At 59.1% G+C, this 13,561-nt stretch carries 14 protein-coding genes; 7 read left to right on the top strand and 7 right to left on the bottom strand.

Annotation, left to right across the window (positions count from 1 at the left end; all coding sequences use genetic code 11):
• Positions 1-8: 8 nt before the first annotated feature.
• Both JFU37_RS20250 and JFU37_RS20245 read right to left on the bottom strand, forming a co-directional pair.
• Positions 9-398 carry a MerR family transcriptional regulator gene (locus JFU37_RS20250; RefSeq protein ID WP_201117914.1) on the bottom strand — a complete coding sequence of 130 codons (390 nt, stop codon included), beginning with the start codon at positions 396-398 and terminating at the stop codon, positions 9-11.
• A gap of 158 nt (positions 399-556) precedes the next feature.
• Positions 557-1,492 (bottom strand): LysR family transcriptional regulator, encoded by a 936-nt coding sequence (locus JFU37_RS20245; RefSeq protein WP_201117912.1) that lies wholly within the window; start codon positions 1,490-1,492, stop codon positions 557-559.
• Positions 1,493-1,657: 165 nt separating this feature from the next.
• Here JFU37_RS20245 and JFU37_RS20240 point away from each other — a divergent pair, with 165 nt between their 5' ends.
• On the top strand, positions 1,658-2,887 hold the full coding sequence (locus tag JFU37_RS20240; RefSeq protein WP_201117910.1) for an acyl-CoA dehydrogenase: 1,230 nt from the start codon (positions 1,658-1,660) through the stop codon (positions 2,885-2,887).
• A 113-nt stretch (positions 2,888-3,000) separates the two neighbouring features.
• Here JFU37_RS20240 and JFU37_RS20235 read toward each other — a convergent pair whose 3' ends face one another.
• Complete coding sequence (locus tag JFU37_RS20235) at positions 3,001-3,807, bottom strand: TatD family hydrolase (RefSeq protein ID WP_201117908.1); 807 nt, start codon at positions 3,805-3,807, stop codon at positions 3,001-3,003.
• Positions 3,808-4,042: 235 nt separating this feature from the next.
• Here JFU37_RS20235 and JFU37_RS20230 point away from each other — a divergent pair, with 235 nt between their 5' ends.
• From JFU37_RS20230 to JFU37_RS20220, 3 genes are all read left to right on the top strand, one after another.
• Positions 4,043-5,464 carry a transglycosylase SLT domain-containing protein gene (locus JFU37_RS20230; protein WP_201117905.1) on the top strand — a complete coding sequence of 474 codons (1,422 nt, stop codon included), beginning with the start codon at positions 4,043-4,045 and terminating at the stop codon, positions 5,462-5,464.
• A gap of 104 nt (positions 5,465-5,568) precedes the next feature.
• Positions 5,569-6,003, top strand: coding sequence for a DoxX family protein (locus tag JFU37_RS20225; protein WP_201117897.1), 435 nt, complete (start codon positions 5,569-5,571; stop codon positions 6,001-6,003).
• 578 nt (positions 6,004-6,581) lie between these two features.
• A complete protein-coding gene (locus JFU37_RS20220; protein WP_201117896.1) occupies positions 6,582-6,890 on the top strand; it encodes a class I SAM-dependent methyltransferase in 309 nt (102 codons plus the stop codon).
• Between the two features lie 18 nt (positions 6,891-6,908).
• On the opposite strand, the gene greB is transcribed toward JFU37_RS20220, so the two are convergent.
• The 3 genes from greB to JFU37_RS20205 are packed head-to-tail and all read right to left on the bottom strand — an operon-like array spanning position 6,909 to position 10,628.
• A complete protein-coding gene (gene greB, locus JFU37_RS20215; RefSeq protein ID WP_008148506.1) occupies positions 6,909-7,406 on the bottom strand; it encodes a transcription elongation factor GreB in 498 nt (165 codons plus the stop codon).
• A gap of 34 nt (positions 7,407-7,440) precedes the next feature.
• Positions 7,441-9,945 (bottom strand): ABC transporter permease, encoded by a 2,505-nt coding sequence (locus tag JFU37_RS20210; protein ID WP_201117895.1) that lies wholly within the window; start codon positions 9,943-9,945, stop codon positions 7,441-7,443.
• Positions 9,945-10,628: an ABC transporter ATP-binding protein gene (locus JFU37_RS20205; RefSeq protein ID WP_201117894.1), complete on the bottom strand. Its 684-nt coding sequence runs from the start codon at positions 10,626-10,628 to the stop codon at positions 9,945-9,947. The genes JFU37_RS20210 and JFU37_RS20205 overlap by 1 nt, the downstream gene beginning before the upstream one ends.
• A gap of 10 nt (positions 10,629-10,638) precedes the next feature.
• Between JFU37_RS20205 and JFU37_RS20200 the strand changes: the two genes are divergently transcribed.
• The 3 genes from JFU37_RS20200 (at position 10,639) to JFU37_RS20190 (ending at position 12,669) form a co-directional block, all read left to right on the top strand.
• Positions 10,639-11,244 (top strand): arylesterase, encoded by a 606-nt coding sequence (locus tag JFU37_RS20200; protein ID WP_201117893.1) that lies wholly within the window; start codon positions 10,639-10,641, stop codon positions 11,242-11,244.
• A gap of 56 nt (positions 11,245-11,300) precedes the next feature.
• Positions 11,301-11,594 (top strand): hypothetical protein, encoded by a 294-nt coding sequence (locus tag JFU37_RS20195; RefSeq protein WP_003226812.1) that lies wholly within the window; start codon positions 11,301-11,303, stop codon positions 11,592-11,594.
• Positions 11,595-11,697: 103 nt separating this feature from the next.
• Positions 11,698-12,669: a L,D-transpeptidase family protein gene (locus JFU37_RS20190; protein ID WP_201117890.1), complete on the top strand. Its 972-nt coding sequence runs from the start codon at positions 11,698-11,700 to the stop codon at positions 12,667-12,669.
• Positions 12,670-12,793: 124 nt separating this feature from the next.
• On the opposite strand, the gene oprI is transcribed toward JFU37_RS20190, so the two are convergent.
• The gene (oprI, locus tag JFU37_RS20185; RefSeq protein ID WP_003199355.1) at positions 12,794-13,045 is read right to left on the bottom strand and encodes an outer membrane lipoprotei OprI; all 252 of its coding nucleotides are present in this window, start codon (positions 13,043-13,045) and stop codon (positions 12,794-12,796) included.
• Positions 13,046-13,561: the final 516 nt, after the last annotated feature.

Genomic DNA, 13,561 nt, shown 5'->3' with positions numbered 1-13,561 from the left:
GCTCGCTCCTACAGGCTTTTGATCGTCTGCTCCAGCGCCTGGGCGCAGCGCTCCTGCGCGGTGTCGAGTTCCAGCTTCATCTGCTCGATGTCGAGCATCTGTTGCTCCAGCTGTTCGCGGCGCTCGGCGATCTTGTTCAACATGGTTTGCAGCTGCTTTTGATTGCCGCCGGTGGGGTCGTAGAGTTCAATCAGCTCGCGGCATTCGGCCAGCGAGAAGCCAATACGCTTGCCCCGCAGGATCAGCTTCAGGCTGACCTTGTCACGGGGCGTATAGATGCGCTCCTGGCCGCGCCGCTCTGGGCTGAGCAGGCCTTGCTCTTCATAAAAGCGAATGGCTCGGGTGGTGATGTCGAGCTCGCGGGCTAGGTCGGAAATGCTATAGGTCTGGCTGCTCATGGGCGCGCTCGAATAAGGTCATGGCGCTAAACTAATGTCAGGTTGACGTTTACGTCAAGGCCGAAAAGATCGCAGCCTTCGGCAGCTCCTACAGGGTGTAGCCCATTCCAATGTAGGAGCTGCCGAAGGCTGCGATCTTTTGATCTTTTGATCTGTGTTCAACCCGGCTGTTTGTCGAGTTTCTTCTCATGTGCCGTCACCTGCTGGCACAACTCGATCATCTGCTCGCGCATCCAGCGGTTGGCCGGATCCTGGTCAGTGCTTTCGTGCCAGTAGAGGTGGGTTTCCACAGGGGGCACATCGTTGACCGGCAGGCTGAAGGCGTGCAAATCATTACGCCGGGCGAAGCGTTCCGGCACCGTCATGACCATGTCGGTCTGTTGCAATACCTGGGATGCCATCAAGTAATGCTGGGAGCGCAGGGCAATCTTGCGCTGAATGCCCATTTTCCCAAGCGCAAGGTCGACATGCCCCAAACCACTACGGCGGCTGGAGATATGAATGTGGGTCAGGGACAGATAATCATCGAGGCTGAATTTTTCTTTGCCCGCCAACGGATGCCCCTTGCGCATGGCACACACATAGCGGTCCTCCATCAACTTGACGTGACGCACCTGCGGGTCCGTGTTGAGGGGCGCATCCACCGCGAAGTCCAGACGCCCGGCCGCCAGTTCCTTGGTGGTCTCGCGGCGCTTGGACAGGAAGCTCTCGATGATCACCGTCGGTGCCAGGCGGCGCAGGCGCTGGAACAGCGGCGGCAGGATGACCGCTTCGGTGAGGTCGGTCATGCTGATGCGGTAGGTCTTCACCGCCTGCAACGGGTTGAAGATGCGGCTTTCCTGCACCGATACCCGTAGCAACGAGAGGGCGTTGCGCACCGGGCCGATGATGTTCTGGGCCATCGGGGTCGGCACCATGCCTTGGGCGGTGCGCACGAACAAAGGGTCGTTGAAGGTTTCGCGCAGACGCGCCAGGGCGTTCGAGACCGCTGGCTGGGTAATGCCGACAATTTGCCCGGCGCGGGTCAGGTTGGCTTCGGTGTAGATCGCGTCGAAGACGATGAAAAGGTTGAGGTCGACCTTGCTCAGATTCATTGCGCTGCACTCTTATTGTTGGGCTCTCAATCATCCGATCATATATCGGTGATGAATGTTAATACACGCCGAGAATAGGCTAGGTAAATTTTCATAGCTGTTCTAGCATCGATTGCATGACCTGAACAACACCTCTGAACTGTCCGTTAAAAAGGTAGAGCTGCCATGGATTTCGCTTATTCGCCCAAGGTGCAAGAACTGCGTGAGCGCGTGACCGCGTTCATGGACACCTACGTTTATCCCGCCGAAGCCGTGTTCGAGCGTCAGGTCGCCGAGGGCGATCGTTGGCAGCCGACCGCAATCATGGAAGAACTGAAACTCAAGGCCAAGGCTGAAGGCCTGTGGAATTTGTTTCTGCCTGAGTCCGAGCTCGGCGCCGGGCTCACCAACCTTGAATACGCGCCCCTGGCAGAAATCATGGGCCGCTCGTTGCTGGGCCCCGAACCGTTCAACTGCTCGGCGCCAGACACCGGCAACATGGAAGTGCTGGTGCGCTACGCCAACGAAGAACAGAAACAGCGCTGGCTCGAACCGTTGTTGCGCGGTGAGATCCGCTCGGCATTCGCGATGACCGAGCCGGACGTGGCGTCCTCCGACGCCACTAACATGGCCGCCCGTGCCGTGCGCGAGGGTGACGAGTGGGTGATCAACGGCAAGAAATGGTGGACCTCCGGCGCCTGTGATCCACGCTGCAAGATTCTGATCTTCATGGGTCTGAGCAATCCTGACGCGCCGCGCCATGCGCAGCACTCAATGATCCTGGTGCCGGTGGATGCACCGGGCGTGAAGATCGTTCGTCCGTTGCCGGTGTTCGGTTACGACGATGCGCCGCACGGCCACGCCGAAGTGCTGTTCGAGAATGTACGGGTGCCGTACGAAAACGTGCTGTTGGGTGAAGGGCGCGGCTTCGAAATCGCTCAAGGTCGTCTTGGCCCAGGCCGGATTCACCACTGCATGCGTTCGATCGGGATGGCCGAGCGCGCGCTGGAACTGATGTGCAAACGTTCAGTGAACCGTACTGCGTTCGGCAAACCGTTGGCACGCCTGGGCGGTAACATCGACAAGATTGCCGACTCGCGGATGGAGATCGACATGGCGCGGCTGCTGACGCTGAAAGCGGCATACATGATGGACACCGTCGGCAACAAAGTGGCGAAAAGCGAAATCGCGCAGATCAAGGTCGTGGCGCCGAACGTTGCCCTGCGGGTTATCGACCGGGCGATCCAGATTCATGGTGGGGCAGGGGTTTCCAACGATTTTCCGCTGGCCTACATGTATGCGATGCAGCGCACCCTGCGCCTGGCTGACGGCCCGGACGAGGTGCACCGCGCGGCGATCGGCAAATTCGAGATCGGCAAGTACGTCCCTAAAGAAGTGATGCGCAACAGTCAGTAAGATTTTTGTAGGAGCGAGCTTGCTCGCGATGGTCCCCAAGACACCGCATTTATCCAGTAGATATGCGTTATCGTTAGCGACCATCGCGAGCAAGCTCGCTCCTACAAAATGCGTCAGTCGACCGTTGGCAGCCCGTAAAACGACCGCGCGCACGCGGTGCTGTGCGCTGCCAGTTCTTCCTCGCTTTCCCCACGATGCAACGCCACTTCCCGCAACACTTCGGTCAGATACGCTGGTTCGTTTCGGCCATTTTTCGGTTTCGGTCGCAGACTGCGCGGCAGCAGATACGGCGCATCACTCTCCAGCATCAACCGACCCCGTTTGATCTCTTTCACCAACGGATGCAGGTGCGTGCCTCGGCGCTCGTCGCAGATCCACCCGGTGATGCCAATGTGCAGATCCAGATCGAGGTAGCTGAACAGCGCCTTTTTTTCGCCGGTGAAGCAGTGCACGACGGCAGCAGGCAGCTGATCACGGAAATCACGAAGGATTTCCAGCAGTCGTTGACTGGCATCGCGCTCGTGAAGAAACACCGGCAATTGCAACTCGACCGCCATCGCCAGATGTTCTTCCAGGACCTTTTCCTGCTGCGGACGCGGCGAGAAATCACGGTTGAAATCCAGCCCGCATTCACCCACGGCCACCACGTTCGGCTCCTTGAGCAAACTGCGCAGACGCTGGGCGCTGTCGGCGTTCCAGTCGCTGGCCGAATGGGGATGAATGCCGGCGGTGGCGAACAGCCGTTGCGCCGTTTCATCCAGTTGCTGGCACAGTTCCAGTGCCTGTTCGCTGCCCTCGACGCTGGTGCCCGTGAGCACTAATTGGCAGACACCGGCCGCATAGGCGCGGTCGAGTACAGCCTGGTGTTTGTCGGCAAAACTGGGGTTGGTCAGGTTGACGCCGATATCGATGAGTTGCATGGTGCTACCTCGGACCAAAGGCCGGAAAGCATATCAGAGCTGTAGATTTATAAGAAAAGCCAAGAACTACAACGAGTTAAAGCTGTCTCTTGATGCCGCGAGACAGGTCGGGTTGGCCAATGTGCCATCACTGTGCCAGTCTTTCGCACTTTGCCAGCGCTCAAGGCGCTCTGTTTCTGTCGTTCGATTTCACCAAATTGTTGAAATCGGCCCCAGTATTCTTTCCGGAGAGTGGATGACACGTCCCTCGGTTTTGTTACTGCTGTGTTGTTCGTTGCTGCTGCCGATGCCGGCGGTTGCGCGTCTGGCCGGACCGCTGCAAGCCGTACCGACAACCAAGGTGCGCGATCTGGCGGACATCCGCAGCAGTCGCGTGCTGCGGGTGCTGGTTAATCAGAGCCGTAACAGCTCCGGTGAAGTCCAGGGCCAAGCCATCGGCGTCGAATACCATCGCCTGCGCGCCTTCGAGCAATACCTCAACGGTCACGCCCGTGACGGTCAGGAAATCACCCTCAAGATCATTCCCAAAGCCAAGGATCAACTGCTCGGTGCATTGCAGCGCGGGGAGGGGGATCTGGTTGCGCCTGGGGAACTGCTCGACCTGCAACCAGGCTACGCCGTCAGCACCAGTGAACCGGTTGCCAGCAACATTCCACTGGTATTGGTCGGTATCAAAGGTGAGAAGCGCTATACCCGTCTCGAACAACTCGCTGGCAAAACCCTGGCACTACCCGCTGGCAGTGCTGCCGGGGATGCGGTCAGTCAGATCAATCAGAAGCTCGCGCTGCACAAACTGCCGCCAGTGAAGATCGAGTGGGTTGACCCAACCCTGGCGGTCGAAGACGTGCTGGAGATGGTCCAGGGCGGGATTTATCACCTGACCATCGTCGAGCAACCGATTGCCGAGCGTTGGGGCAAGATTCTGCCCAAGTTGCGTTTCGATCGGCAGGTGCTCATTAATGATCCGGGTGAGGAATTCTGGTTCGTGCGCCGCGATGCCTCCATGCTGCGGGCGAGCATCGATCGTTTCCTCACCGGCTACAAACAACCATCGGATCAGGATGCCGCGTTCCTGCGGATCTATCGACGCCTGTATCAAGTTCACTATCCATTGGCCAAGGCTGATCGCCAGCGGTTGGAAAAACTTCGACCGGTGCTGCAGAAACACGCCGATGCCCAAGGCATGGACTGGCTGAACCTGGCGGCACTGGCGTTCAAGGAATCAGCGTTGCAACCCAGTGCCCGCAACGACAGCGGTCCCACGGGCCTGATGCAGATCACCCCGTCCGCCGCCCAACGAGTAGGGGTCAATAACATTCAGGACCTCGATGCCAATGTGCAGGCCGGGGCCAAGTACCTGGAGATGATCCGCCGCAAGTTTTTCGCCAGCCCCAAACTCAACGAGCGTGAGCGCATGGCGTTTGTGCTGGCGGCTTACAACATCGGGCCGGAGCGGGTTCAGGGCATGCGCGCCGAAGCACGGCGACGTGGTTTGAATCCCAATCAATGGTTCTTCCAGGTCGAGCGCATCGCCATGGAGCAGGTGGGAATGGGACCTGTCAGCTATGTTAATAGCGTGAACAAGTATTACCTGGCGTTCGATCGGGAGCGGGAGTCGTTGGAGCCCCAGGGGCAGAAAGTTGCCTCACGAAAATGATCGACTAAACTGATTGTTATGGCGAAATAATTGCGCTTTTAACATTGGATTTACTGATTAATATGGCGGCCAACCAACACACAACTCAAAATGGATGACTCAGCATGAGCTCACTGATCAACAAGGTATTGTTTACCCGCGCGGGCTACGGCCTGACTGTCCTGCGGATCTTCGTCGGCATCATCTTCGCTGCCCACGGTTCGCAGAAACTGTTCGGCGCGTTTGGTGGCTACGGCTTGGCGGGCACGGCTCAGTACATGGAGAGCATTGGCCTGGCGCCCGGGTACCTGATGGCAACGCTGGCGGGTGGCACGGAGTTCTTCGCCGGTCTGGCCTTGATCATCGGTTTGTTGGTCCGCCCGGCAGCGCTCGGCCTGACCATCCTCTCGCTGGTGGCGATCTTCTCTGTGCACCTCCCTCACGGTCTGTTCATGGTCAACAACGGTTATGAGTTCGCCCTGGCCTTGCTCGGTGGCACCATCGCGGTAATGGTCGAAGGTGCCGGTAAGCTGTCAGCCGACCGCGTCATTGCGGGCTAGCTGCTTTGCCCCTCACTCCGGCATTGCTCCGGGGGGCGGCAGATCTGAAGCCGAAGCAAAGCAACCGCAAGATCAAAAGATCGCAGCCTTCGGCAGCTCCTACAGAGCGTACGCATTCCCCCTGTAGGAGCTGCCGAAGGCTGCGATCTTTTGATCTTGAGGCACCGAACGAAAGGGGCAGAAGCGCTTTGGTTACTTTCGCCTGGGCCGGCATTCCGGCTTTTCGAAAGTGACTCGCTGTAAAAGCGAAACCAATAGCGGCCGCTACCCAAAAAACGGATATACACCCAAGAACAGCCCCCCAATCAGCCCGCCGCCACAAATATGCGAGCACCTGAAGAGCGAACAGCGCTAAGCATTGTGCAGCCCCTTTTTGTTGCTCAGGATTCTTGACACTGTCCAGTCAGCTTCTCTAGGATGCTGCTCATGCGCCGATTTAAACAGCTACTTGCGGGGCGCCAGGTGACTCATCGAGTTGCCGATAGAAGCTTGAAACAGGCTTCGAAATACCGCTAAAGCGCTGGTTCGGTGTTGCCTCTCACCTGCCATGCAGACTTTTGAGGCAGAGACACGACACAATGAATGCACTAAGCCCCGTTGTACGCCCCGCGCCGATCACGGCACATCTCACCCAACGCAATCCAAAAATCCTGCTTGGCGGTAAACATCAGCCGACGCTCTTGCGTTATCTCGATGGCTGGCCACGTCGGACCGGTGGCCCTGCAGCCTTCCTGATCCAGTTTGTCGAAGAAGGTGAGTCACTGGCTCGGTTTGCCAGCGACAGTTTCGATCTGGCGGTGATCCAGTCGCCAGGCGTCGAGGATGCTCCGCAAGTGATCAAACAACTGATCCGCGTCGCCCGACAAGGGCTGATTACTCGCCGCTGAGGCTCAAAGCGCTGCGGCTCAGAGATAGTCGATCGCCACGATATACACGCACTGTTCACCGGTCGGTGTCTGGACCCGAACTTCGGCATCCAGCGCCTTGCCGATCAGGGCGCGTGCCAGGGGGGAATCGATGCTGATCAGCCCCTGTTTCAAATCCAGTTCATCCGGCCCGACAATGCGATAGCGCGACTCTTTGCCATCCTCGTCCTCAATCGTGACCCAAGCCCCGAAATACACTTTATTCGGATCGCTGGGCTTCTCGCTGACCACCTTGAGTGCTTCCAGCCGTTTGGTGAGAAAGCGCACGCGACTGTCGATTTCGCGCAGCATCTTTTTACCGTAGGTGTACTCGGCGTTTTCAGAGCGATCACCCTGTGCCGCGGCCTCGCTGACCGACTGCGTTACCTGCGGTCGCCGCACATGCCAAAGCTCATGAAACTCGGCCCGCATCCGCGCTTCACCTTCAGGGGTGATCAGCGCGGTACCGGCGGTGCGGGGAGGGCGATAGCGGCTCATGGCAACTTCTTTTGATTGAGAGCGTTTGAGTTTATCAACCCTCGCGCAAGACTGTCAGTGGGCTGGCGTTCAAAGCCCGGCGAGTGCCGAATACACCGGCACCGCCGATGAGCAAGGCGCCGATCAGTGGCAGCATCAGCAGCCACGGATGCGGATGCCAGGGCAGGTCGAAGGCGTAGCGGTAGAGCACCAGACTCACCAGCTCCGAACCCAGCGCCGCCAACAACCCGCTGACCGCTCCGAGCAAGCCGAACTCGATCCGCCGGGCCTTGACCAGCAACTGCCGCTCGGCACCCAGCGCCCGCAACAGCGCGCCTTGGCGAATGCGCTCATCCAGTGTCGCCTGCAACCCGGAAAACAACACGGCCATTCCCGCTGCCAACACGAACAACAACACGTACTCCACCGCCAGTGTGACCTGCGCGAGGATGCTGCGTAGCTGCTCCAGCAAAGCTTCGACTTGCAAAATGGTGACGGCCGGGAAGCTGCGCGAGAGATCGACGATCTGCTGATCATGCCCCGTCGCCAGATAAAAACTGGTCAGGTAGGTGGCCGGCAGATCCTTCAGTGTCCCCGGCTGAAAGATCATGAAGAAGTTCGGCTGAAAGTTGTCCCAGTTGATATCTCGCAGACTGGTGACTTTCGCTTCGCGATTGACCCCGCCAACGGTAAAGACCAGATGATCGCCCAGCTTGAGTTTCAGGCTTTCGGCAACTTTGCCTTCGACTGACACACCGGGTATCTCATCCGGCGTTGGTTCGGTCCACCAGTTACCGGCGGTGAGCGTGTTACCCGCCGGCAAGTCCGCCGCCCAGGTCAGGCTCAGGTCACGCTGGATCGCTCGATCACCGGCCGAATCCTTGCTGACGATATCCCGCACCGGCGCGCCGTTGATGCTGATCAGTCGCCCCGGCACCACGGGGTACAGCGGCGCCGATTGCGCCGACAGTTCGATCAGGCGATCGGTGAATGCCTGTTTGTCCGCGGGGAGAATGTTCAGGGCGAAATAGTTTGGCGCGTTTTTCGGCAACTGATTTTGCCAGGTATCCAGCAACTCACCGCGTAACAAGGCGATCAACGCCATGGACAGCAGAATCAAACCGAAGGCCAGGGACTGTCCCGCGGCCGCCAGTGGATGACGCAGCAATTGGCCCAGACCGAGGCGCCACGGCAAGGTGGCTCCCGCCAGCATCCGGCGCAAGCTCTTCAGAAGGAGTAACAGTAAGCCGCCCAACAGCAGCGCAGCGATCACGCCTCCGCCGAGCAGGGCGAAGGTCAGCACCAGGTCCAGGCTCAGGCGCCACATGATCAGTCCAAGTGCACCCAGTGCCGCGCCGTAGACCATCCAGGTGCTGGAGGGGATCGGCAGCATGTCTCGACGTAATACCCGCAATGGCGGAACGCGACCCAGCGCGGCCAGTGGTGGCAGCGCAAAACCGGCCAGCGCCACCATCCCGGTGCCAATCCCGGCGATGGCCGGAAACAGACCGCCCGGGGGAACATCGGTGGGCAACAGATCATGCAGCAGTGCGAACAGCCCGAGTTGTGCCAGCCAGCCGATAAGTGCACCGCTGAGGCTGGCGAGCAGTCCGAGGACTGCCAGTTGAAAACTGAACAGCAGCAAGGTTTCCCGACGGGACAAACCCAGGCACCGCAACAATGCACTGGCATCGAATCGGCGGGTGGCGAAGCGCGTCGCCGACAGCGCCACCGCCACACCGGACAGCAGAACCGCCACCAGGCTGGCCATGTTCAAGTAACGTTCGGCTTTCCCCAGGGCGCCACCGATCTGCCGGTTGCCGTCGCGGGCGTCCTGTAGGCGTTGGTTGGCCGCGAGGCCGGGCTTGATCAGTTGACGATAGGTTTCCAGTGCCTCGGCGTTGCCGCGCCAGAGTTCGCGGTAACTGACCCGACTGCCGGGTTGCACCACGCCGGTCGCCGCCAGGTCACTGAGATTGATCAGCACCCGTGGCGTCAGGCTGTAGAAATTGCCGGCGCGGTCCGGTTCGTAAGTCAGCACCCGAGCCAGTTTCAGGGTTCGCAGGCCGACGTCGATGCTGTCGCCGATCTTCAAATCCAGCGCGGTCAGCAGTCGCGCTTCGACCCAGGCTTCGCCCGGTTTCGGTCCGCCACCGGCTTCTTCCGGCGCGTAAGGCGCGGGAGCACTTTTCAGTTCGCCGCGCAGTGGATAGACGTCATCGGCGGCCTTGATGCTGGACAGTTGAATGCCGTTGTCGGTGGCGATAACGCTGGAGAATTCCACCACCTGAGCATGTTCGAGGCCCAGTTCGGTACCGCTTTTTATCTGTTCGGGCCGGGCCGGTGAGCTGCCTTCAAGCAGCAGGTCGGCACCGAGAAATTCGGTGGCGCGCAGCATCATCGCGCCGTTGAGGCGAGCCCCGAAGTAACCGATGGCAGTACTCGCCGCCACGGCCACCACCAGGGCGAAAAACAATACCCGCAACTCACCGGCACGGGCGTCGCGCAGCAATTGGCGAATGGCGAGACTGAACAGGCGCAACAGCGGCAGGCGTGCCATCAAGGCTCCAGAGGGGCGACCAGCAGGCCGGCTTCAAGGCGGATCAGGCGCCGGCAGCGATGTGCCAGGCGTTCATCGTGCGTTACCAGCACCAGGGTGGTGCCGCGTTCCTGGTTCAGTTCGAACAGCAGGTCGCTGATGCGTTCGCCCGTGTGGCTGTCGAGGTTGCCGGTAGGCTCGTCGGCAAACAGCACGTCGGGTTCGGCGGCAAACGCTCGGGCAATTGCCACGCGTTGTTGTTCGCCGCCGGAGAGCTGACGGGGTGAATGGGTCAGGCGTTGCCCCAGCCCGACCCGTTGCAGCAGTTCGGTGGCGCGCTCGCGGGCGTCTTTTCGGCCATCGAGCTCCAGCGGCAGCATGACGTTTTCCAGGGCGTTGAGACTGTCGAGCAGTTGGAATGATTGAAAGACAAAACCGACATGCTCTGCGCGAATGCGGGCGCGCTGGTCTTCGTCGAGGTTGCTCAGGCCTTGTCCGGCGAGGGTGACTTCGCCGCTGCTTGGCAGGTCGAGGCCGGCGAGCAGGCCGAGGAGGGTGGATTTGCCGGAACCGGACGCGCCGACGATGGCCAGGCTGTCGCCCTTGTTCAGTTCCAGGCTGAGTTCGTGCAGGATAGTCAGTTCACCTTCCGCGCTGGGTACCACTTTGCTGAGGTTCTTCGCGGTGAGAATGCTTGCGCCCATGGAGAATCCGATGCGTGTGTGGTTTTTGAGTGCTGGCCTGGCCTTGATATGCATGGCCCAGAACGCAGCGGCGGGTACAGTCCTGATCGTTGGCGATAGTATCAGCGCCGGTTTCGGACTGGATACCCGCTTGGGGTGGGTGTCTTTGCTCGAGCAACGGCTCAAGCGCGAAGGTTTCGACGATCAGGTGGTTAACGCGTCCATCAGCGGCGACACCAGTGCCGGAGGCCAGGCGCGCCTGCCCGCGCTGCTTGCGGAGCATAAACCTGAGCTGGTGATCCTCGAATTGGGGGGCAATGACGGGCTGCGCGGATTGCTGCCGACGCAATTGCAACAAAACCTTGCAGCGATGATCGACAGCTCTCGCGCCAGCGGTGCCAAAGTGCTGCTGCTCGGCATGCAATTGCCACCCAACTACGGCGTTCGCTACACCAAGGCCTTTGCCGAGGTCTACAGCAACCTGGCCAGCGAGAAAAAGATTCCGTGGGTGCCGTTTTTTCTCGACGGTGTAGGCGGTCATCCCGACTTGATGCAAGCCGACGGCCTGCACCCGGCTGCCGGGGCTCAGGACAAGTTGCTGGAAAATGTCTGGCCTACGCTAAAACCGTTGTTATGACACTTTTCTAAGGGCAGGCTTTCGGCTAAGGTGGCGCCCCCGATTTGGAGCCCCCGATGCCGCGTCCCGCCTGGTCACTTTTTGCCTATCAACTGATCGAGCCTGACGAACAGCTGGATCTGTTCGCCTGCCAGGAAGTGCGGGTACATCTGGTGACACGTCAGCTGGAGCTGGGTGGTTCGGCGGACCGAACCTTGTGCGGCAGCCTGCTACCGGCACAGCCGCGCTGGTCGAGCGTCGACCGCCGGGTGTTCCAGGACCAGCGCTTGTGCTCCTTGTGCCGCGCGATCCTGGAATCGCAAAAACGCGGCACATCGCCGATCTGGCCAGAGCTGCGCTTCGAGCTTTGACGCATCAAAGATAGCTTGCTATCGGCTAACTCCCCGAAATTTCAGACGTCAGTGTACAATTCCGTTTTTATACCCTCTGTTGATCATGCGAAGGATTTTCCGGATGTTGCCGCGCTTTCCTGCCGTCACCCGCTGCCTGACTCTTGCCGCCCTCTGTGTGGCCGGTCCCGTTGCAGCATTGGAGCTGCCTCTACCACCGCCCGGTGAAGACATCGTTGGCCAGGTTCAGGTCATCAAGGCCAAGTACGAAGATACCTTCGCCGACCTTGGTACCACTTACGATCTGGGCTATTCGGAAATGGTCGCGGCCAACCCGGGCATCGACGCCTGGCTGCCGGGCGCCGGCACCGAAATTATTCTGCCGACCCGTTTCATCCTGCCGCCGGGTCCGCGTGAAGGTATCGTGATCAACCTGGCTGAATACCGCCTCTACTACTATCCGAAAGGCCGGAACGTGGTGTACACCTTCCCGCTGGGGATCGGTCGTGAGGGTTGGGGGTCGCCGATCGCCCATACCACGATCACCGCAAAAACGCCGAACCCGACCTGGACGCCTCCAGCGTCAATCAAGGCCGAACACGCCGCCGATGGTGACCCATTGCCAAATGTGGTGCCGGCCGGCCCTGATAACCCCCTGGGGCCGTTCAAGTTCAGTCTTGGCACTCCGGGCTACCTGATTCACGGCTCGAACAAGAAATTCGGCATCGGCATGCGCACCAGCCATGGCTGCTTCCGGATGTACAACAACAACGTGCTGGAAATGGCGGGCATGGTGCCAGTCGGTACGTCAGTGCGGATCATTAACGACCCGTACAAGTTCGGTATGAGTGGCGGTAAGGTCTATCTCGAAGCGCACACGCCGCTGGACGACAACGGCAACCCGTCGGTGGTCGACAAGCACACCGCTGTGATCAACGCGATGCTCAAGCGTGAGGACATCACCAATAACCTGCGCATGAACTGGGATGTGGTGCGTGATGTTGTTGCCGCTGAAGATGGGCTGCCGGTGGAAATCGCTGTGCCCAATACTTCTGCGCCGATGGTGTCGAGTGTACCCATCGACCCGCTGCAGTAACGCCTGAAAGGAACCCGCCGATGCTGACCGCGTCGGCGGGTTTTTTATTACCTGTACAAAACACCGGGCAATAAAAAAGCCGACCCAAAAAATGGGTCGGCTTGATAATAATCCCGAAGGACTATTACTTGCGGCTAGCTTTGTCCAGCATGCGCAGAGCACGCTCGTTAGCTTCGTCAGCAGTCTGTTGTGCTTTTTGAGCAGCAGCCAGAGCTTCATCAGCTTTACGGTAAGCTTCGTCTGCACGAGCCTGGGAGCGAGCTGCTGCGTCTTCAGTAGCGGTCAGACGTGCTTCGGTTTCTTTCGATGCGCTGCTGCAACCGGTAGCCAGAACTGCGGCCAGAGCCAGAGCAGAGAATTTCAGAACGTTGTTCATCGTGTTCCCCTTCAAGGACTTTCTATTAAGTAGCTATCTCCTCAGAGTGAGGAATTAGCCGGCGTACATACTACCCATTACTTGTCGTAAGTAAACTGACGTAAAGCAAGAAGCAAAAAAAATTGTAGGCGTTGATTCTTTTTCGAGCAACTTTTAACTGCAATTGCTTAAAAAATATCCAGCTACGAGGCCCTGAGCTGAGCGATCCGCCATGGAAAAGTTCCGCGTCGTCGCCGTTGCTTTTTCGGTCTTGGCTTAAGTCTCCCAACATGGATTCGTCTATACTTTCGTTCGGATTTTGCGCGCTGCCTCTCATATCTTTATCCATGTAGAGGTGACTTTAAGAAAGGGCGCTCGTCTTAAGTCTCAATATCCGGCAATGTTCAGGCTATCGACCCGCGGAGATTCGGGCGAGCCGTCCCTGCGTGACCCGGAGCAGCGCCCGCCAACCTGCATGATGACGAGCGTACCTTGAGCATTTTTGCCAATGGTGCCTACTATTTGATACGTGCCCGG

This window comes from Pseudomonas sp. TH41, assembly GCF_016650695.1.
In the GTDB taxonomy this organism is placed as follows: domain Bacteria; phylum Pseudomonadota; class Gammaproteobacteria; order Pseudomonadales; family Pseudomonadaceae; genus Aquipseudomonas.
The sequence above is the reverse complement of the archived record's forward strand: the minus strand, read 5'-3'. Positions and strand labels throughout refer to the sequence as shown.